This is a genomic window from Parabacteroides distasonis, from assembly GCF_004793765.1.
Classification (GTDB): domain Bacteria; phylum Bacteroidota; class Bacteroidia; order Bacteroidales; family Tannerellaceae; genus Parabacteroides; species Parabacteroides distasonis_A.
The window spans coordinates 26,878-48,721 of sequence record NZ_SRYM01000003.1; the positions used below are offsets into that span (position 1 = coordinate 26,878).

The 21,844-nt window shown below is 43.7% G+C and carries 17 protein-coding genes, 1 tRNA gene and 1 pseudogene; 8 read left to right on the forward strand and 11 right to left on the reverse strand.

The window, feature by feature from the left end; translation table 11 throughout:
- The first annotated feature begins 19 nt into the window (after window positions 1-19).
- The 6 genes from E5342_RS01620 (at window position 20) to E5342_RS01650 (ending at window position 11,496) form a co-directional block, all read left to right on the forward strand.
- Window positions 20-1,279 (forward strand): ABC transporter permease, encoded by a 1,260-nt coding sequence (locus tag E5342_RS01620; RefSeq protein ID WP_121736556.1) that lies wholly within the window; start codon window positions 20-22, stop codon window positions 1,277-1,279.
- A gap of 33 nt (window positions 1,280-1,312) precedes the next feature.
- A complete protein-coding gene (locus tag E5342_RS01625) occupies window positions 1,313-2,434 on the forward strand; it encodes an efflux RND transporter periplasmic adaptor subunit (protein ID WP_121736557.1) in 1,122 nt (373 codons plus the stop codon).
- A 12-nt stretch (window positions 2,435-2,446) separates the two neighbouring features.
- Window positions 2,447-3,805 (forward strand): TolC family protein, encoded by a 1,359-nt coding sequence (locus E5342_RS01630; RefSeq protein WP_135958684.1) that lies wholly within the window; start codon window positions 2,447-2,449, stop codon window positions 3,803-3,805.
- Window positions 3,806-4,224: 419 nt separating this feature from the next.
- Window positions 4,225-7,440 (forward strand): SusC/RagA family TonB-linked outer membrane protein, encoded by a 3,216-nt coding sequence (locus tag E5342_RS01640; protein WP_121736559.1) that lies wholly within the window; start codon window positions 4,225-4,227, stop codon window positions 7,438-7,440.
- Between the two features lie 30 nt (window positions 7,441-7,470).
- Window positions 7,471-8,991 carry a RagB/SusD family nutrient uptake outer membrane protein gene (locus E5342_RS01645; protein WP_005859319.1) on the forward strand — a complete coding sequence of 507 codons (1,521 nt, stop codon included), beginning with the start codon at window positions 7,471-7,473 and terminating at the stop codon, window positions 8,989-8,991.
- An 87-nt stretch (window positions 8,992-9,078) separates the two neighbouring features.
- Entirely contained in the window at window positions 9,079-11,496 is a 2,418-nt protein-coding gene (locus E5342_RS01650; protein ID WP_135958685.1) for an alpha/beta hydrolase family protein, read from the forward strand.
- A 227-nt stretch (window positions 11,497-11,723) separates the two neighbouring features.
- Here the strand turns inward: E5342_RS01650 and nagB are convergent, their stop codons facing one another.
- From nagB to E5342_RS01685, 7 genes are all read right to left on the reverse strand, one after another.
- Window positions 11,724-12,536, reverse strand: coding sequence for a glucosamine-6-phosphate deaminase (nagB, locus tag E5342_RS01655; RefSeq protein WP_121736560.1), 813 nt, complete (start codon window positions 12,534-12,536; stop codon window positions 11,724-11,726).
- Window positions 12,537-12,581: 45 nt separating this feature from the next.
- Window positions 12,582-13,793, reverse strand: a complete 1,212-nt coding sequence (locus tag E5342_RS01660) for an FprA family A-type flavoprotein (RefSeq protein ID WP_135958686.1) — start codon at window positions 13,791-13,793, stop codon at window positions 12,582-12,584.
- A 61-nt stretch (window positions 13,794-13,854) separates the two neighbouring features.
- Window positions 13,855-14,688, reverse strand: a complete 834-nt coding sequence (gene lgt, locus E5342_RS01665; RefSeq protein WP_135958687.1) for a prolipoprotein diacylglyceryl transferase — start codon at window positions 14,686-14,688, stop codon at window positions 13,855-13,857.
- A gap of 57 nt (window positions 14,689-14,745) precedes the next feature.
- A complete protein-coding gene (locus E5342_RS01670) occupies window positions 14,746-15,642 on the reverse strand; it encodes a diaminopimelate dehydrogenase (RefSeq protein ID WP_135958688.1) in 897 nt (298 codons plus the stop codon).
- Window positions 15,643-15,745: 103 nt separating this feature from the next.
- Window positions 15,746-16,747, reverse strand: a complete 1,002-nt coding sequence (locus tag E5342_RS01675; RefSeq protein WP_135958689.1) for a metallophosphoesterase family protein — start codon at window positions 16,745-16,747, stop codon at window positions 15,746-15,748.
- Between the two features lie 32 nt (window positions 16,748-16,779).
- Window positions 16,780-17,772, reverse strand: a complete 993-nt coding sequence (locus E5342_RS01680) for a sugar phosphate isomerase/epimerase family protein (protein ID WP_135958690.1) — start codon at window positions 17,770-17,772, stop codon at window positions 16,780-16,782.
- A 13-nt stretch (window positions 17,773-17,785) separates the two neighbouring features.
- On the reverse strand, window positions 17,786-18,940 hold the full coding sequence (locus tag E5342_RS01685; protein ID WP_135958691.1) for a Gfo/Idh/MocA family protein: 1,155 nt from the start codon (window positions 18,938-18,940) through the stop codon (window positions 17,786-17,788).
- Between the two features lie 155 nt (window positions 18,941-19,095).
- On the opposite strand from E5342_RS01685, the gene E5342_RS01690 reads away from it, so the two are divergent.
- Complete coding sequence (locus tag E5342_RS01690) at window positions 19,096-20,055, forward strand: FimB/Mfa2 family fimbrial subunit (protein WP_135958692.1); 960 nt, start codon at window positions 19,096-19,098, stop codon at window positions 20,053-20,055.
- Between the two features lie 188 nt (window positions 20,056-20,243).
- Here E5342_RS01690 and E5342_RS19965 read toward each other — a convergent pair whose 3' ends face one another.
- Window positions 20,244-20,366, reverse strand: coding sequence for a hypothetical protein (locus tag E5342_RS19965; protein WP_259463434.1), 123 nt, complete (start codon window positions 20,364-20,366; stop codon window positions 20,244-20,246).
- A gap of 96 nt (window positions 20,367-20,462) precedes the next feature.
- Between E5342_RS19965 and E5342_RS01700 the strand changes: the two genes are divergently transcribed.
- Window positions 20,463-20,864, forward strand: a complete 402-nt coding sequence (locus E5342_RS01700) for a hypothetical protein (protein WP_135958693.1) — start codon at window positions 20,463-20,465, stop codon at window positions 20,862-20,864.
- 80 nt (window positions 20,865-20,944) lie between these two features.
- Here the strand turns inward: E5342_RS01700 and E5342_RS01705 are convergent, their stop codons facing one another.
- The 3 genes and pseudogenes from E5342_RS01705 to E5342_RS01715 form a co-directional block, all read right to left on the reverse strand.
- Window positions 20,945-21,157 carry a hypothetical protein gene (locus E5342_RS01705; RefSeq protein ID WP_236651456.1) on the reverse strand — a complete coding sequence of 71 codons (213 nt, stop codon included), beginning with the start codon at window positions 21,155-21,157 and terminating at the stop codon, window positions 20,945-20,947.
- Window positions 21,141-21,448 (reverse strand): annotated as a pseudogene (locus tag E5342_RS01710) (nucleotidyltransferase family protein). The gene E5342_RS01705 and the pseudogene E5342_RS01710 overlap by 17 nt, the downstream one beginning before the upstream one ends.
- A gap of 164 nt (window positions 21,449-21,612) precedes the next feature.
- Window positions 21,613-21,684: transfer RNA gene (locus E5342_RS01715), tRNA-Arg, on the reverse strand.
- Between the last annotated feature and the right edge of the window lie 160 nt (window positions 21,685-21,844).

Genomic DNA, 21,844 nt, shown 5'->3' on the forward strand with positions numbered 1-21,844 from the left:
ATAAATAAAGAAAAGAACCATGTTTGACATAGACAGATGGACAGAGATATGGGTGACGATCACCCGAAACAAGACGCGCAGCTTGTTAACCTGCTTCGGTGTATTTTGGGGCATCCTGATGTTGGTGATTCTATTGGGGGCCGGAAACGGGATGAAGAACGCCATGTTCTCGAATATCAACGGATTTGCCACGAACTCCGCCTTCTTTTTTTCCGACCGGACCAGCGAATCGTACAAAGGCTTTAACAAGGGACGCCAATGGGACATGCGAAATCGGGACGTGGAAAGCATCCGGAAACAGGTGAAGGACATCGAGGCCGTCTCCCCCATCATCTGGGGAAATAGCTCGGACAAGAATATCGTTTTCGGCCAATTAAGCGGTACTTATAACGTAAAAGGGGTACAGCCCGATTATTTCAAGATCGAGACCCAACAGCTTTATTACGGACGGTTGCTAAACGAGATCGACGAGATCGAGAAGCGTAAGGTTTGTTTGATCGGTGCCAAGGTGAACGAGGTATTGTTCAAGGGAAAGGATCCTTGCGGGAAATATATCCGGGTAAACGGGATTTACTACCAAGTGGTAGGCGTCACGAAGCAACGGGCTTCTAGCGTCAATATCGGCGGACGGGCCGAGGAAAGCGTATTCCTCCCTTTCAGCACCATGCAACAGACGCTGAACCAAGGGGATATCATTCACTTCTTGTGCGTGAGCGCCAAACCCGGCTATAAGATCGATCCGGTGATCACGCAGATCAAGGATATCATAAAGAGCCAGAACCAGATCTCTCCTACCGACCCGCAGGCCGTGACGGTGATCAACTTGGCGGCTCAGTTCGAGACCTTCAATATGTTATTTATCGGTATCGACATCTTGATCTGGCTCGTGGGTATGGGTACGTTATTGGCGGGTATCATCGGTGTAAGTAATATCATGATGGTAACGGTCAAGGAGCGTACCCGGGAAATCGGCGTACGCAGGGCTATCGGAGCGAAACCTTGGAACATCATCTCGCAGATCATGAGCGAGAGTCTGCTACTTACGGCCTTAGCGGGTTTGTTGGGGTTAAGCGCCGGGGTATTCCTGCTCGATCTGGTAGATAAGATCATGAGTGCCCAGCCGGCTTCCAACGGAACCATGATGGAGCATCCGGAGGTAAGCATCCAGATCGCAGTAGCGGCCACGGTGATCTTATTATTCAGCGGTCTGCTGGCCGGGCTGATCCCCGCATGGCGAGCTATGCAGATCAAGGCGATAGATGCCATACGAGAAGAATAAACAACAATTGTCAATTAATAAAACTATATAATCATGAAGAATCGCATTGTAAAAAAGATCCTGCGTATCATTTTATTAGTACTTGTAGGAGCAGCGGTAATCGGCACATTCTATTTCTTATGGAAGAAAGCGCAACCGGTCATCACCGTTTATGAGATCGTAACCCCTGAAAAAGGAGATGTGGAAACCAAGACAGTCGCTACCGGAAACGTAGAGCCTCGTTTCGAAGTGGAGATCAAGCCGCAGATTTCCGGTATCATCTCCGAGCTGAAGAAAGAAGCGGGGCAGATGGTCCAAGCGGGAGAGATTATCGCCATTATCAAGGTAATCCCTGAGATGGTACAGCTCAACAGCGCCGAGTCGCGCGTGAACCTTGCCAATATCTCTTTAAAGCAAGTGGAAGAGACTTATAAGCGGGATACGCAATTATTTAAGCAAGGTGTTATCGCCCAAGAAGATTTCGATCTTTCCAAGGCGAACTACCTGAAAGCCGTGGAGGAAAAAAATAACGCGCAAAGTGCCTTGGAGATTATCCGCGACGGTATAGCCAAGAACTCCAATGTGTCCAGTACGACCCAAATCCGTAGTACCATTACTGGGATGATCTTGGATATCCCCGTTAAAGTAGGTAACTCGGTTATCCAAGCGAATAATTTCAATGATGGTACAACGATCGCTACCGTAGCCAACATGAACGACATGATCTTCAAAGGAAACGTAGACGAGACCGAGATCGGACGCATCCACGAGGGAATGCCGATCAAATTGACCGTCGGTGCCATGGAAAGCCGTTCATTTGACGCTTTGCTGGAATATGTATCGCCCAAGGGAGTAGACAAGAATGGAGCCATTCAATTTGAGATCAAGGCGGCCGTAACGATCCCCGAAGATGCTTTCATCCGTGCGGGCTATAGCGCCAACGCCGAGATCGTGCTAAAACGTGCGGAAGACGTGCTTACGATCCCGGAAAGCACAGTCGAGTTCCAAGGGGATTCCGCATTCGTTCAGTTAGTTAAACAAGAGCAACCTGAACAAGTCTTCGAGAAACATCCCGTAAAGGTAGGTCTGTCCGACGGTATCAAGATCGAGATTCAAGAAGGATTGGCCGCAACCGATAAAGTCCGGGGCGCAGCAATTGATCCGAATAAGAAATAAAAGAAAGATTGTATGATGAGAAGAAATTTATATATGCTGGCAATCGCTTCCCTCCTGTCCGGAAACTATGTTTTCGCTCAAGATACGGTGAAGCAATGGAGTCTGGAGGAGTGCATCCAATATGCCATCGAGCATAATATCGACTTAAAGCAAAAGGAGCAGGAACAGGAAAGCCGAAAAGTAGACTTACATACCAGTAAATACAGCTGGCTCCCGGCCTTAAACGGCAGTCTTGGACAGAGCTTCCAGTTCGGACGCTCCACGTCTAAATCCGGGGTGATCGTGGACCAGAACGCCGCCAATTCCACATTGGGGATCAATCTGGACATGCCTTTATTCGACGGGTTAAAAATACCGAACGATATCGCCGCCCGCAAACTTGATCTAAAAGCGTCTATCGAGAACTTGAATAAGGCGAGAGAAGACCTATCCATCAATATAGCTTCCTACTACCTGCAAGTACTTTATAATAAAGAGCTACTGAAAATAGCGCAACTACAAGTGGAACTAGACAAAGAGCAGGTGAATAAAACGGAGGCCATGGTGAACGCCGGAAAGGTGCCTCTTTCCCAACTGTATGATATCAAGGCCCAATTAGCGAAAGATGAGGTCACGCTCACCGAGTCGCAAAACAATGTGAACCTCGCTTTACTGGATCTGGCGCAAAGTCTGGAACTAGAGCGAAGCGACCGGAATTTCGATATACAGACTCCTGTAATTGAAGATGCGGTGGCTGATAATATGAGCAGTATCCTACCTCCGGAAAACATTTACGATCATGCGGTTACGTTCAAGCCTCAGATCAAGGAACAACAGTATTTGCTAGAGAGCCAAAAGAAAATGTTGCGTGTCGCGCAAGCGGGCTATTACCCCAAGTTAAATTTCGGGGCTAGTTACAGCAATGGATATTATCATTCTACTTCCGGAGGTGAATTTGCCGATACGCGTTCCTTTAGCGAGCAGTTTAAGCAGAATGGGCAAAAGATCATCGGATTCTCATTGAGTATTCCACTTTTCAACCGCTTCCAAGTACGCAATAGCGTTCGTACCGCAAGGATCAACATTATCAACCGGGAATTGCTGATGGAAAATACAAAGAAAACATTATACAAGGAAATCCAGCAAGCGTACTACAACGCAACAGCTTCCCAAGAGAAATATACGGCTTCCGACAAATCCGTCACGGCGAGCAAGGAGGCGTTCAATTATGCCCAAGAGCGTTACAACGCAGGTAAAAGCACTGTCTTTGAATTTAATGAGGCTAAAACAAAATACGCGCAAAGTCTAGCGGAACAGGCACAGGCCAAATATGATTTTATCTTCCGTACGAAGATTCTAGATTTCTATAATGGCAACCCGATCCGTCTATAAACGTTAATTAACACAGCACTTTTTTTCATTATACACACAAAGTTTAAGGGAAGATGTCCTTTATGGACATCTTCCCTTTCAGCATCCATTAAGGCATTTAGTCTGCACAGAACTATGTTTAACAGCATAATTAACAGACAGATAGCTAAGACCAAAAACCCTCCTGCCAGTTATCATAATGCAACAAGATCCCCAGTACAACTAAATTGAATTTGGCAATATCAATCAATATTATATTAGTTTTAGAATGTTTTATAACAGTTTGCTTTTTTATAATAAAAATTAGTATATTTGCGGCTGTGATTTTCAGGAGTCTTGGTGTGTACATTTTTTTGATAAGTATTTTAACTGTAGTTCTGTGCAAACTATGGGTCTCTTGAAAAAATACTGTGTGTCTAATTAACAAACAAATTCATTCTATGAAGCACAAATTAACGCTTGTACTACTCTCATTCTTTCTGGGAGTGCAGTGTATGGTCGCCCAGCAAATGAAGGTGACCGGTGTAGTGATTAATGAAGATGATGGGGAGCCTGTTATAGGTGCATCCATCGTAGTAAAAGGAACCACTATTGGAACCATTACCGATTTAGATGGTAAATTTGAGTTAGAAACTCAGAAAGATGCTAAGCTAATTATTTCTTATGTAGGTTTACGGACTCAAGAAACTACAGCTCAGCAAAACATGAGAATTGTTCTTTCTTCAGATTCTCAAGCTATAGATGAAGTTGTTGTCGTAGCTTATGGTACCGCAAAGAAAAGTTCTTTTACAGGTTCCGCATCCACGGTGGGTGCCGCTTTGATGGACAAACGTCCATTGAGTAACGCCCTCTCCGCATTAGAAGGAAACACTTCCGGAGTACAAATGACTTCCTCTATCGGACAACCGGGAGAAGCTGCCAAGGTAACGATCCGTGGTTTTGGTTCAGTAAACGCAGATAATGCTCCTTTATATGTAGTGGATGGTGCCATCTTCAGTGGTGATATCTCTTCTATCAGCCCATCTGATATCGAATCAATGACAATTTTAAAAGATGCCGCTTCTACATCTTTGTATGGATCTAGCGCAGGTAACGGTGTGGTTTTGATCACGACTAAGAAAGGTTCTAGCAGCAGTGGCGCAGGTGTTACCTTGAGTATCTCACAAGGTTGGTCTAGCAGAGCTTATAACGATTACGCAAAAGTAGGTGTATACGATTATTATCCTTTGCAATGGCAAATGTTGAGAAACGCAAATATGTCACTCGGACAAAGTGCTGCCGACGCTGCCGCTAATGCTTCTAAAGATATTATCAACAAATTAAAATATAATCCTTTCGTAGGAATCGCCAATGATGCGATCGTGGGCACAGACGGTTTATTGAATCCATCAGCCTCGGCTTTAAAATGGGGTGAGGACCTTGATTGGGAAGATGCCGCTTACCGTACCGGACATCGCCAAGAATATAATGTAAGCTACAATACAAAAACAGAAAAGAGCGACACATATGCTTCCATAGGCTATCTGAATGATAAGGGATATATGATTAAGACAGACTTTGAGCGTTACAACGCACGCTTGAACTATAATATCTATCCGGTGAAATGGTTCAAGAGTGGATTGAATTTAGGTTTAAGTCGTACAAACTCCAATTATTCTACTTCTACTTCTAGCAACTCCGCTGGTTATGGTAACTTATCTCGTTTCATTCGTTCTATGGCACCGATCTATCCGGTACATAAGCATGATATTGAGACAGGGGCTTATTTGGATAAAGAAGGAAACGTAGTTACTGATCCGGCTTTATATACCTACGATTATGAAGGAGCCCGTATCTCCAGCAATGGACGCGACGGTATCGCTGAGGCCCTGTGGAACGATCGCTTGATGTCTACCACAAACTCTAGTGCCCGTACTTATGTAACGATCACTCCGATCGAAGGATTGAATTTAACAGTGAACTACGCATTTGACAATAAGGATGAACGCCGTAGAGTATATGAGAACCCAGAGGTAGGTGACGGAACCGCAGGACCGGGACGTTTGAACATCCGAAATAGAAACTTCTTAACACAGACATTCAACCAGTTGATTAATTACACAAAGACTTTTGGTAAGCATAACATCGAAGCTTTGTTAGGCCATGAGAACTATAGCTACCGTTTACAATATAACTACGGTATGAAGACTAATGAGATCGTTTCCGGAACGTATGAGTACAGTAACTTCGTAAGCATAAGCTCAATGGATTCTTATACACGCGAATATAAGAAAGAAGGATACTTCGCTCGTTTGAACTATGATTTCGATGATAAATATTATGTAACAGCCTCGTATCGTCGTGACGGTTCCTCTCGCTTTAGCAAGGATAACCGTTGGGGTAACTTCTGGTCATTCGGAGCATCTTGGCGTATCAGCCAAGAAGATTTCATGGAAAACTTGACTTGGGTGGACAATTTGAAACTGAGGGCATCCTACGGTGAAACCGGAAACGATGCCATCTATTATACAGATGATGACACACAACAGGATTACTATCCTTATCAAACCTTGTATAATTTGGGTATCAACAACGGTTTGGAAGCAGGTCTCTACTTCCCGACTATGGCAAACAATAATTTGAAATGGGAGACACAGGTTTCTACCGATGTCGCTTTAGAATTCGGATTGTTCGGTCGCTTGAATGGTACGGTCGAGTTCTTCCGTAAGGCCTCCAGAGACTTGTTATTCAATGTTAGCCAACCGTTATCCAGTGGTGTCGAAAAGATCGTACAAAACATTGGTAAAGTTCGTAACCAAGGGGTGGAAATCGACTTAAACTACCAAGTATTAAAATCAAAAGATTGGAAATTATCAGTCGGCGCAAACGCTACATTCATCAATAATAAGGTGACTCGTCTGCCTGATGCCAACCGGAAAGATGGTATCATCAAAGACTCTAAGAAATTGATGGAGGGACATTCAATCTATGAGTTCTGGTTACGTCAATGGTGGGGTGTTAATCCTGATAACGGAGATGGATTGTATATCTTTGATGCCGAAAACAACACCGATGCGAATGGTAATATTAAAGATGCGGTAAAAAAGACACTTGTAGAGAAAGATGGTCAAGTATTGACAAACTCTTATAGCTATGCGAAATATGATTTCAGTGGTTCTGCCGTTCCGAAAGTATATGGTGGTTTCAATATCAATTTGAGCTATAAGGCATTCGACCTTTCTACCGTATTCTCTTATTCATTAGGAGGCAAGGTGCTTGACTCGAGTTATAGAGGATTGATGGATGTAGGTGAGTTCGGTTATGCGATGTCACCGGATCTACATAACGCATGGACAACTCCGGGCCAGATCACAGATGTACCTCGTTTGGACAATAACTCAGGTCATGCGACTAGCATTGGACAATCCTATTCTACACGTTGGTTGACAAACGCAAATTACTTGAACTTGCGTACTGTCACTTTGGCTTACAACTTGCCTAAGTCTATCCTAAACGTTATCAACATCAAGAGTGCACGCGTCAATGTCAGCGCAGAGAACTTATTCATGTTGAAAGCCCGTCAAGGTCTGAATCCGCAAGCTAACTATGCCGGAGTATCTTACAATGAATATATGCCGGCTAAGAACTTTACGATCGGTTTAAATGTATCGTTCTAAATTCATAATACATCAAACAAAGGAAAAGATATGAAAAATATACAATTATTCAAACACATCGCAGCAGGACTGCTTCTAAGTGGCTCGCTTATCGGCACAAGCTGTTCCAGCGATTATATGGATACAATCCCAACCGAGAACGTTTCATTCACGACAGTATCCACTTCGCTCGACAATCTTTATCTTGCACTGAACGGTATTCATCGTAAGATGGTATCTCAAGACTTAGGCAACCAAGGTTTGGGAGGTGAACCCGGTTTCATCATCGGTCGAGAAGCGTTGGCTGATGATTTGACATGGGACACGCAGACTTGGCATCAAGGTTTCTTAAACTGGAGTTATCCAACGAACGCAACAAGTTCGTACAACTCCGGTGAGTGGGAAACTTATTATAAGTTCATTTTGAATGCAAACAACATCTTGAAAGCGTTGAATGATAACTTTAGCGATGAGTCAAAACTCACAGATAGCGAAAAAGCGCTTGCGAACCATATCAAGGGCGAGTGTTTGGCAATTCGTGCATGGAGTCATTTCAATCTAGTACAATATTATGCGAAACCATATCGTAACGGACAGGACAACTCTCAACCGGGAGTTCCTTATCGTACGAGTCCGGAAATCGAGCCTATGGCACGTAATACGGTAGAAGAGGTGTACACGAAGATTCACGGGGACTTAGACGAAGCGTTGAACTTATTGGCAGACTATGAGCCAAATGATAAGAATCATTATAGCCTAGCATCGGTTTACGGATTGAAAGCACGTGCTCTTCTGACTCAACAGAAATACGCAGACGCAGCTACGGCCGCAGTGAATTCTATCAATGAAGCAGAGAAAGATGGCTGTAAGATCATGTCTCAGTCTGAATTGATGAATGGTTTCGCTAATATCACTTCCGCTACGAAAGAGGCTATGTATGCCGCTATGACGCAGAATGACCAAACGGTTTATTTCTACTCTTTCTATGCGTATATGTCTTGGAACTTCAACTCCAGCTCTATCCGCACAGGTATCAAATGTATCAGCCAAAGTACTTACGACTTAATGTCGCCAACCGATCTTCGCCGTCAATGGTGGGATCCGACAGGAAAGGCAGAAGTGCCCGCAACTTCTTACAACCAGCGTGTTTATCAGAACCGCAAGTTCACGGCACGCTCTACAGCTGATGCTGTAGGTGATTTTGCCTTCATGCGTATCAGCGAAATGTACTTGACAGCAGCCGAGGCTTTCGCTCGTTCCAATCAAGACGCAAAAGCAAAGGAATATTTGCAAGCCTTGTTGAAAGAACGTGATCCAGAGTACAAGGATTTGGGTAACACAGGCGCAAAACTAGCGGATGAGATCATGACACATCGCCGTATCGAACTTTGGGGCGAAGGTTTCCGTTGGTTCGACTTGAAACGTCTAGGTTTGCCATTGGATAGAACCGGTTCTAATTTTGACGCTACTTTCTGTGGCTTCTTGCACAAGGATCCGAATGCTGATGGCTGGATCTTCGAGATTCCAAAAAAGGAAACAGATTTCAACGACTTGATCGAAAAGAACTATTAACACTCTTTTTACGTTAACTTACATTAATCACAATCCCCAAAGTATACTTTAACAGGTTATCTTTGGGGATTTCTTATATCACTATTTATGAAAACAAATCATTTATTTTCAGCTCTGCTCTCTTTAGCGCTTATATGCCCTGGAATAGCGCAAGAAACACATTATCAACGTCCTCCTGCAGTTATCGAAGAAGTGGCCTTGGCCAAGCTTTCTCCTATCATCCGAATTAGTGATAACAATCAGTGGGCACTCCAGTTAGAGCGTTCCCCGTACCGGTCTATCGCCAAGCTTGCGCAACCGGAGCTTAAATTAGCGGGAATGCGTATCAGTCCCGAAACATTCAATACGAGCCGGCAAGCCGAATATACGGGTGCCAGTTTAATGAACATCGCTACTCAAGAAGAAATCAAGATAGAAGGAATTCCTGACAATGCGGTAATCACAGAAGCCTCATTCTCTCCTTCATCCAATAAGGTAGCTCTATTCGTGGAAGAAGCGGATGGCGTATACCTTTATATCTGTACCCCGGAACAGCCCGTAGCACAGAAAGTAAGTACCCGTAAAATCAACGCAACAAGTGGAGCGGAGATCTTATGGATTAGCGACAATGAATTTATTACGCTTATGGTTCCGGAAAACAGGGAGAAGGCACCAGAGAAACCCACAGTCCCATCCGGGCCCATCATTCAAGAAAGTACTGGAAAGGTGATGCCCGCCCGTACCTATCAAGACTTACTCAAAAATCCGTACGACGAGCAACTATTCGACTATTATTTCACCGCTCAATTGGTACGCATAAAAGAAGGTGCTGTGTACGAGATCGGAAAACCGGCAATCTACGGCAGTACACTTTCATTATCCCCGGATAAATCTTTGCTACTTATCGCGACAGTCCATCGTCCGTATTCCTATCAAGTACCGGTATATAACTTTCCACAAAAGTTCGAGGTTATCGACTTACAAGGTAATTCCATTTATACGTTAGCGGATAATCCAACCATTAATATACCGATGGGATATGACACGACCTCGCCTTATCCCCGCCAATTCGGATGGAGATCGGATAAACCAGCTACCGTTTACTGGGCGGAAGCACAAGATAAAGGAGATCCTAAGCAAAACAAGACTGATTTCATGGATATTATCTACCAAATAAGCTATCCGTTCAACAGCGAGAAACAGGAAGTCGCAAAGACAGAGAAACGTTTCCGCAACATCCTGTGGAATGACGATGCTTTCGCTTTATTGATCGAGACTTCCCGGGAGACTCGAAAAAACAGGACATTTACTTTTAAGCCTTGCTCTTCTGAGTCTCCGGTTCTATTATTCGATGTATCCACCGACGATAATTACAACAATCCGGGAAATCCACTTACGGTTAAAAATGCGTATGGTAAATATATCGTATATACCAATAAAGCCCACAATGAGTTATTGATGCTTGCCCAAGGTGCCTCTCCTAAAGGGGATATGCCTTACCTTAGCCGTTACAATTTGAAAACAAAAAAGAACACAGAACTTTGGCGCTGCGAGGACGGATATTATGAGACCATCCTAAAGGTAGCGAATCCGGAAAAGCTGCAATTGATCACTTCACGTCAATCCATTACAGAACCGGCAAATCTCTGCTCTCGTGACTTGAAAAAGAAAAAATTCGCTCAATTGACTCATTTCGCCAATCCATACCCGGCCATGGCAAACGTTAATAAACAAAAGATTAAATATAAACGTGCGGATGGTTTGGATCTAACAGCGACTGTATATCTCCCAGCCGGATATGATAAAGCGAAAGACGGTCCATTACCTGTCTTAATGTGGGCCTACCCGAGAGAATATAAAACGAAAGCCGAAGCTTCACAAGTACGGGGTTCTCAATACATGTTTACGAATATCAACTATGGTTCTCCTGTCTATTGGGCCCTACGGGGATTCTGTATAATGGAAAATGTTGAAATGCCGATCGTTAGTACCAGCGAGGGAGCGGAGCCAAACGATGATTTCATCGAGCAATTGACAATGAATGCCGAGGCGGCCGTAAAAGTTATTTCCGAGATGGGTGTGGGCGATCCGAATCGTGTAGCTGTAGGAGGACATTCCTATGGAGCTTTCATGACAGCGAATCTATTAACACATACCAAGCTGTTCAAAGCCGGCATCGCACGTAGCGGAGCTTACAACCGTACGCTTACCCCGTTCGGCTTCCAAACAGAGACCCGTACTTATTGGGAAGTACCGGAAATATATAATGCCATGTCGCCATTCATGTCTGCCGATAAACTACATGGAGCTCTATTAATCATACATGGTGAGATGGATAACAACTCCGGAACCTTTCCGATCCAATCCGAGCGCCTGTTCAGTGCCCTAAAAGGGCACGGGGCGATCGCACGTTATGTGGTATTGCCCTATGAGAGTCATGGCTACGCCGCCAAAGAGAACATATTACATCTATTGTATGAATGTGACCTATGGCTGGATCGTTACGTCAAGAACGCAAAAAAGTAAGTAGTACTGACTTTGTCAATGAAGTATATATCCTCTGACAGGAAAAGTATATTTCCTCTAACCAATGAAGTATATCTTCTATGAGGAAGCCAGCCGGCAGCCACCAATTGCCCTAAAACAACGATGCCCATCGTAAGGTTATAAGAATGCCCATCGTAAACTCCTTACAATGGGCATTCTTAACTCCTTATGATGGGCATTCAAAGAAAGCCCTATCTGAGATTCGTTTATTTCAGCAATGAACAAGGACAAAGATGATCCTTCTCGATATCCTTGAAATAGTTATAAGTACCCACCTTAAGATCTGCGCAAGCCGCCTCATCGCAAACAATGATTCCTTTCGGATGCAACTGCAAAGCGGTAATTGTCCACATTTGGTTCACGGCACCCTCAACGGCTTGTTGCAACGCACGAGCCTTGTTATGACCATTTACCATGATCAATACCTCCTTAGCGTCAAGAACCGTACCTACACCAACCGTTACAGAAGTCTTTGGAACTTTATTCACGTCATTATCAAAGAAACGGGAGTTAGCGATAATCGTATCCGTAGTTAACGTCTTGACACGTGTACGAGAACTTAAGGATGAACCCGGCTCGTTGAATGCGATATGGCCGTCAGGACCGATACCACCCAAGAACAGGTCTACGCCACCGACCGCTTTCATGCGAGCCTCATAAGATGCACACTCTGCCTCCAAATCCTCAGCGTTACCATTCAAGATATTTACGTTCTCTGGTTTGATATCGATATGACTGAAGAAATTATTCCACATGAACGAATGATAGCTTTCCGGATGATCTTTCGGAAGACCGACATATTCATCCATATTGAAAGTGATCACATTCTGGAACGATACAACCCCCTGCTTATTCAATTCAATCAGGTTCTTGTACATACCCAGCGGAGAAGATCCTGTAGGCAAGCCCAGTACGAATGGTTTTTCAGCGGTTGGATTCGCAGCTTTAATCTTCGCCGCTACATAATTGGCAGCCCATTTTGAGAGTTGCTCGTAATTAGGTTCGATAATTAGTCTCATAACGTTATGTTTTTTAAATGAAAGTTGTTGGATCAACTTCCTTGTTTATAAATTAGATTTGTCGTTAATAGTCTTCAAATTCTCAGCCATTTCCTTACCCAATGCTAAGCACTCCTCGTATTTAGTTGCGCTTAAACCTTGCTTCTGCTCAACCGGCATACCAACCGTCTCCCACTTCATCTTCTCGCCAAAAGCCGCCAAACGTTTTACGGCGGCTCCAGCCCATGTGAAAGACCCGAAATAACCGAAAACACGATTTTTCACCTCACGTAACTCGATCTTGCTCAACACAGCTTCCACCTCAGGGAATAATTGATTGCTATAAGTCGGGCTACCTACAATCACTCCTTTATATTTGAACACATCTTTCAAGATATAAGAAGAAGGGCTTTTGCTAACATTATGCATCACGATATTCTTGATACCATTATCAGCCAAAGAGGCGGCGATCGCCTCTGCCATCTGTTCCGTGTTACCATACATGCTGCCATAAATAATAACCACACCTTCCTCACCTTCGTAGCGGCTCATACGATCATAGATATCGATCGCTTTCGACGCATATTCACGCCAAACAGGTCCATGGGTAGAGCAAATCGTCTGGATATCTAAGCCTGAAAGCTTTTGTAATGCCCTTTGTACCGGACTTCCATATTTTCCGACAATGTTGGAGTAATAGCGAATCATCTCTTCCCAATAATGCTCTACATTCATCTCCGCATCGATCACGCCACCATCCAACGTGCCATACGTACCGAACGCATCCGCAGAGAATAAGATTTTATCCGTAACGTCATAAGTAACCATCACTTCCGGCCAATGCACCATAGGAGCCATATAAAAGGCAAGCTCATGACGGCCAGTATGTAAAGTATCACCCTCTTTCACCTCATATAAGCCTTCCTTGATGCCATGATATCCATCCAGCATCCCGAAAGTCTTATTATTTCCGACAATCCGCACGTCCGGATATTGCTGACGCAACAAACGGATACTACCCGCATGATCCGGCTCCATATGATTTACCACAAGATAATCCAAAGAACGTCCGTCCAAAGCATCCGCTACTTTTTTCAAGAAAATATCAGAGTAACAAACATCGACCGTATCGATCAATACGGTTTTCTCGTCTACGATCAAGTACGAGTTATAGGAAACGCCGTATGGCAACGGCCACATATTCTCGAAGAGGGCCTTTTGACGGTCATTAACTCCTACATAATAAACTTTATCCGCAATTTCTTTTAACTTGTACATCTTTTTAATTGATAATTGATAATTAAAAATTGAAAATAACAAAGCGTGTGCTCTCTAATTTTCAATTTTCAATTTTTAATTTTCCATTTCTTAGCGCTCTCCAGACAAACCAGCACCCTGCCAAAACAAACGGGATGCTTAACCATTGCCCCATATTCAACATCATTTCAGCCTCGAAAGGCTCTTGGTCATTTTTTACGAATTCTATGAAGAAACGAGACCCGAATACGCATATCATAAATACGCCGAAGATAAATCCTTGCTTTTTCCATGCCTCTTTCTTGAAATATAACCACATACAGATAACGAATGTCACCAGATAGCAAGCGGCCTCATACAATTGCGTCGGATGGCTCGGAGCAGAAAAAATAGGTTCAGCCCCCATTCTCCATGCGTATAAATTATCGATAAAACGAAATCCCCAAGGCAAATCAGTGGAATGACCGTAAATCTCATGATTCATCAAGTTTCCCAAACGAATCATAGCAGCCACCAATCCTGTCGGAACCACCAACTTATCGAAAGCCCATAACATACTTTTATGGCTTACTCGCTTAGAGTAAAAATAAATGGCGATAATTATACCTAACGTACCACCATGGCTAGCCAATCCTCCCTCCCAGATCTTGAGAATCTCGACAGGGTTGGCTAAATAATATTCCGGCGCATAAAACAAACAATGCCCCAAACGGGCACCAATCACCGTACCGAGCATCGTATAAATCAAAAGGGAATCGATCCATGCGGGCGGCAGTCTCTCCTTTTTCCACATCCGCTCTACAATCATATAGCCAATAGCGAAACCGATCGCAAAAGCCAATCCATACCAGCGAATCTCCCGGGAACCGATAGTAAAGATAGCGGGATCGGCAGTCCATGTAATAAAATCAAGCATAATCCTTATTTAATTGAGAATTGAAAATGGAATTTTCAATTCTCAATTTTCAATTATTTAAACGAGTCTTCTAATTAAGTTCTCTCTCTCGCCGTACAGCATATCGATTATCGGCAACTCGATCATCGTATACGCACCCGGTTGTTGCTTCAAGCTCGCACGGGCGACAGAAACCAAGATTTGAGCAGTCAAGGCAGGGTTATTGATCTTCATATCGAATTCGATCAACTGGTTCTGAGTCTTACCCGATACACCTTTACGAACCAAATTCACGCCATGTCCCATGTCCAGCAGATTATCGACACATTCAACCTGCATTACATGAGTCTCATCATGAGCGAAATAATCATCCGCCTTGATAGCGGCAGACACTTGCTTGAAATCGTATCCGTCTTCTACCTCAATATAAACCATACGACGGTGCACGCCCGTTCCCAAAGGAATCGTCATACTTAAAGCCGCCTTCACGCCTTCGATAGCCTTCACGGCAACCGTATGCCCCATACTCATTCCCGGACCAAAGTTCGTATAAGTAATACCTTTCGGCACCATCGCCTCTAACAAAGCACGTACCACAGAGTCGCTTCCCGGATCCCAACCGGCAGAAATTACAGCTACCGTATTATGAGCCTTCGCTACAGCATCCAAAGAACGACGTAAGTCCACGATACCTCCGTGGATGTCGAAACTATCGACCGTATTGATGCCTAAAGCCAAAATCTCTTTCGCATGCTCTTCCACGCTGCGTGTAGGAGTAGCCAAAACCGCTACGTCAACCTGATCTAACTTGGTGACGCTATCAGTAACCGTGTATGCCTTCAACTCGTCCGGAATATCATTCGGATTACGACGAATAACACCTGCTACCTCAAAATCCGGGGCAGCTTCAAGGGCCTCTAACACATATTTCCCGATGTTGCCATAACCTACGATGGCAGCTCTAATTTTCTTCATATTCTAGTTTTTACTTTTCAACCAACCGCAAAGTTAGATATAATTTAGAGCTTTAACAATAAGGAATACAGTTTTTATATCATTTTCAGAATGATATAGATCTTCACTCTTTCACGAATGAATCCGGATAGGAAGTAAGCTGCTCTACACCGGCTTTCGTGCGAATCCAAGTATCAAAAGAGCGTGTGCCTTCATTCAGTTCGATCACCCTAGCACCATTCGTCAAATGATTGTATTCCGTGTTTCCCCCAGTAAAACGGCCGTAAGCCAATAGGACATCATGCCAGCAAACCGCATAATCGTCATCATGATCATGACCGACAAATATACCCATCACGTCCCCATTCTCCTTAATAGCCGTAAACAAACCGGAATTCAAGGCCGGAGCGCATGCCTTTTCTCTACGTATGCCATATAGTTGAGCGTTCTCATCGGAAGCCGCTTGATTAAACTCCGGCAATGCGATATGGAAGAAAGCCAAAGAAGGAACCGGCTCTCCCCCGTTATTCCGGGTAAACTCAGCGCTTTTCTTACAATACCAATCGATCTGGTCACGTTTAATATAATCGTAACCTTTGATTCCTTTGATTGTTGAATAGGTATTCGAGTCGATGCAATACAAAACGCAAGCATCCTTCTTACCATCGGACGAACGTACGGTCAAGGCATAATTACCAACACCTGAGATTTCGGGGACCTCATCCGCCGTCAAACTATACGGTAGACTTTCGGCTACTTTCAGCAACTCTTCTTTTGTCGCCCCCTGCTCATTATCATGATTTCCGAAAACAATGGAGAACGGTATTTTACGGTCGGAGACTGTTTTCAATACATTCCGCATATTTTCCAACGCAGGCTTGCTATAGATAATATCTCCCGTAAAAATCACCAAGTCCGGTTTCTCGTCATCCAATACTTGGTTCATACGCTCAAAAGCGATGTCCGAGCGAGGATCTTGCCATTTTACATGCAAGTCCGTAAACTGTACGATCTTAAACTTCTTATCCTGATTAAACTTCAACCCCGGTTTTTGGGCAAATCCCAAAGAACTCAAGCCGGCGGCCAATAACAAGGCCCCGACAAACATCCACTTTCTCACACTCATCGAATCTCGTATTTTTTGTAATTAATAATTATTTATTCCTTCCCGAAACATGCGTCGAACGCATGTGTGGAAGGTTGGAAATCCACTTTCTTCACCAGTTCGCAAGATTCCCGTGCCCCATGTTCCCGATCCATAGCGCTATCTTCCCACTCCACGGAAAGCGGACCTTGATAGCCAATTGAATTCAAAGCACGGATAATCTCCTCAAAATTAATCTTACCTCGTCCTAAGCTACGGAAATTCCAATATCGACGTGGATCGCCGAAAGTAACATGACCGCCGAATATACCCACCTGCTTGGGGGTATCACTCCAATATACGTCCTTCATATGCACATGAAAGATACGCTCCGGGAACTGATAGATGAAATCCACATAGTCCACCCCTTGATATCCCAGATGACTCGGATCATAGTTAAAGCCGAAAGCAGGATGGTTATTTACCGCCTCCAATGCCCTGCGTGCGGAAAAAGTATCGAACGCAATCTCTGTAGGATGTACCTCCAACGCAAAACGCACACCCAATTTCTGAAACTCATCCAAGATGGGCGTAAAGCGACGGGCGAAATCGTCATACCCCTTTTGTATCATAGTGTCCGTTACCGGGGGGAAAGAATACAAATAATGCCAAATAGAACTACCCGTAAAACCTACAACGGTATCGACTTCCAGCATCTTCGCCGCATGAGCGGTCCGGATCATCTCCTCGGTAGCCCGTCGGTGAACCCCTTCCGGATCACCATCTCCCCAAATATAATCCGGTAAGATCGCTTTATGACGTTCATCGATATTATCGCAAACAGCTTGTCCTACCAAATGGGTAGAGATCGCATAAAGCCGTAAGTCATATCTCCTTAACAGATCCTTGATTCCTTGATAATAAGCCGTGTCCGTACGTCGGACATCCACGTGATCGGGAAGTCCCAATTCCACACCGTCATATCCGAATTCTTTCGCTTTTTGACAAACTGTTTCCAGTGATAGATCTCCCCACTGGAGGGTATACAATGTTACAGGACGTGCCATAATAGTATTATTTTTAGTCGATTATTTTTATCCATTTATTCTCTGTCGATCCGGTAGCTACAATCGTCTCGATAAACCGCATGCCACGGACACCATCCTCTGCGGAAGGGAAATCCAATGTCTCAGGAGCCGGCTCCTCTCCCGCCAGAATCGATTGCAAAGCCAAAGCGAAATTCCGATACAAATTAGCGAATGCCTCTATATAGCCTTCCGGATGCCCTCCCGGCGTACGGGAATTATGAGCGGCGATACCCGACATATATCCATTGGAAGTACGGACGATCTCCGCCGGACGATCCGGCCAACGCATAATCATCGTATTCGGTTCTTCTTGACGCCATTCCAACCCACCTTTCTCTCCATACACACGAATATTCAAGCCATTCTCTACGCCTACGGCGATCTGGCAAGCGGTCAACACCCCTTTCGCACCTCCCTCATAACGGATCAATGCCGCCCCATCGTCATCCAAAAGACGATCCGGCACAAAGGTGTTCAATTCACCGCACAATTCCACGGCCTTCAGCCCGGTTATATATTCCGCCAGATTAAACGCATGCGTCCCGATATCCCCCATGCAACCAGCCTTCCCCGACCGATTGGGATCCACCCGCCAAGCCGCCTGCTTATTAACATCAGCGCAGTCATTATACAGCCAACCTTGAGGATATTCCACATAAATACGGCGTATCTTACCTAAATCACCCTTACGCACCCTTTCCCGAGCTTCCTTCACCATCGGGTAAGCGGTATAAGTATGAGTCAGCATAAACAATTTTCCGGTTTCCTTCACTTTGTCACGTAATTGTTTCGCCTCATCCAAGGTATATGTCATCGGTTTATCCAGCACGACATGAAAACCATGTTCCAACGCCATCATGGCCGGACCGAAATGCACATGATTTGGGGTAACGATAGACACAAAATCCATCCGTTCACCTTCAGGCAGGGCGACCTCTTTCTCTATCATCTCCTGATAAGATGCGTAAATACGATTATCCGGTAAAAATAAAGATTGTCCGGTAGCCAATGAATTATCGGGGCGAGAACTAAAACATCCACAGACCAATTCAATCTGTCCGTCCAAATTAGCGGCGATACGATGAACGGCCCCGATAAACGAACCTTTTCCACCGCCGACCATTCCCATTCTGATTTTTCGTTTCATGGTATTATTCCGTTTTATTAAACTAAGGTAATTACATTGTTGATTCACAAAACTATGAAAAATAACCCGGTGTACGCCAATTTAACAGCTTAATATTTTTTAATTCACAAAATATATCGTTCCTTTGCGTAAAACATTTACCAAACACAGTAACTATGAAGAAAAAAGAATTAGTGGCTATCGCCTGCCTGCTTTGTTTTTGCTCTTGTAATAGAACGGAAAAGGAAATACCTAGCCCCGACCTGCAAGAGGAATTATCACCCATACAGTTTACGATCGATTTACAAAAGGAAATATTACCCTTTCCCGTAACCAAGAGCATCCCCGAGTTGGATATCCCTGAGCCTATTCCCCAAAATCCCAATACCGAGGAAGATCCTTCTACACCAGATATCGATCCGGATAATTTATACAACCGGATCGATTATATCGTATACCGAAGCGGAAAACCGGACATTCTGATAAAGCATAAGCAATTCACGCCTCAAGACCAGGATTTCACAATCATTTATGATTCACTGCCCTCCGGCAACTATCATCTTTGTTTCTTAGCCCACTCAGACAAGAATATCTCCGTGTCCGGACAAACCGCGCTATTCAGTAAAGTATCAGATACGTTTCATCTTTTTCTAACTCAAGAGGTACAAGCGGGAGAAAGAATCATTAAAGATATCACCTTACAAAGAATTGTCGGTAAAATAGAGTTCATATCCACCGATACCGTACCTAAAGCCCTAAAAAGCTTCACGATAAATGTCTCCAACTATCAAAACAAGATTGACTTAACCTCCGGGAATGGCATTTCGCAAAACACGCCTTATACACAAACCAACACTTTTAACGACTCTGATATCGGGAAAACAAAATTCACCCATTCCTTCTTCACGTTTATCCCGGCTCCGGAATTCATGCTCAAAGCACACCTCTCGGCCAAAAATCAGATAAACGAAGTAACCCGGGAAAGAGAGATTAATGACATCCTGCCTCTCATAAATCACATTATTCGTTATACCGGGATTCTCTACGCTCCAAAGGAATCAGACGACACCTTCACCCTTGATATATTAAACGGCGGCAAATGGGATAGCCCCATTGACAAAGATCTAAATGATTAACACAAAACCGGTGTGCCAAATTTGGCACACCAGCTACCTTTTCCCTAACCTTCACACTTATTTTATATCTTCTATCTTGAAGAGAGCGTTAAATCTCCATCAAACTAAAAGTCTCACGAACCTCATCCCCCGCATACCGACCAAACGTAAAGTCTCTTTCTGGGCAGTCGTCGTTTTTTTGTAAACGTCTACGGCATCCTCAGCATTTCCCTATACGCATAAAAAATTATATTTGAGACAGCTTCTTCCAAGAACTGATTCATCGTGGTAAGCTCATGAATATCGTTCTTAATGCGTAATATTTTTTGCATATATCCGAAAATTTTGCGCTAAAGATACTAAAAAAGAAATATCCTTTCCGTAAGATTTGTATCTTTACCTCCAAATAGTATTTAAGGTATAGAGCTATGGCTAAAAGATATTTAATAAACATATGCTTATTGATCGCCGTCTTATGCGGATTCAGTAGTTGCGAGGAAGATCCGTATTATGATCCGTATGAGGAAATCACCTATGATTTATGTAATTACGTATGGACAGATTGGTTTGTCGTAGACGGTTTAGATTGTGAGCAGCAACTTACATTTAATCCAGATGGAAAAGGATGGGATACAAGAATTTATCATTACCCTAGCGGACGCATAGATCGAGAGGAAATCCCATTCTACTGGGACTGGGACAATTATTATACCGATATACTTTATATGGACTATGAAGACGGACGAACAACACTAGAGAACGTATGGATTAGTGGCCGGACTTTTAAATGCCTATATAATGGCGAACGGGTAACATTTAAGGCCTATTAAATAGATCTTTATTTGATAGGCCCCCCCAATAAAGGGTTATTTTCTAAACAATACATTGAGTTATTTACAGAGTAACCGTTCTATCTTATCCTTAAGCGGAAATAGATCGGTTTGAATGGTTCCCCACACAATCTCATCCCGAATCTGATAATATATCCATGCACCAACACATGGCGCATGCCTATGACCTCATCCCATGCGATCCCTTGATGATCGCAAAACGCAATATCTTGTTCCTGGATCGCCTCCTGCATATGCCGTAGGCGTGTATTGTCTTTAGGCTTCTCTCTCATATACCAATATTTTATCCCGATCTACAGAAGAAACGGCAAAATCCTTCAATTGTCCTTCCTCCACCAAATCAACCTTACGATGCGACAATTGACTTAGAGCTTCCACCATACCCTCATACTTGAATAATGTAATACGAGCGTGGGAGTCAAAACGAACCAGAATATCAATATCACTATCCTTCGTCTCCTCTCCACGTGAATAGGAACCAAACACCCATGCTTTCTCTATTGATTCAAAAAGAAAAAGCCTCTTAGCTTATTAATTAAGCTGTTGTTCCATCTTTTAGAGATTACCTTGCGCAAATATAAACAATATTCCCACCACAAGAAACAACCTGCGGTAAGAAAACACTTATTTACTCTCTCTTTATACAAGAGACAAAAAAACGTTTAACAATAAGGAGATCAACTCACTTGTTTTGAGCAAGTTTGATAAAAAAGGGAGGAAACAAAAGTAGTCTCGCCGGGAATCGAACCCGGATCTAAAGTTTAGGAAACTTCTATTCTATCCGTTGAACTACAAGACCAACTCTTTTGAGATCGCAAAAGTATAATCTTTTCCTCAAATAGGCAACCGTTATCAAATGTTTTTATATGCCCGGCAACAACGGTCACATATCTGCCAGCTGCCATCGCAACCATTGTTGTCTCTCTCGACCCTATATCATTTCACATTCATTCCGTATT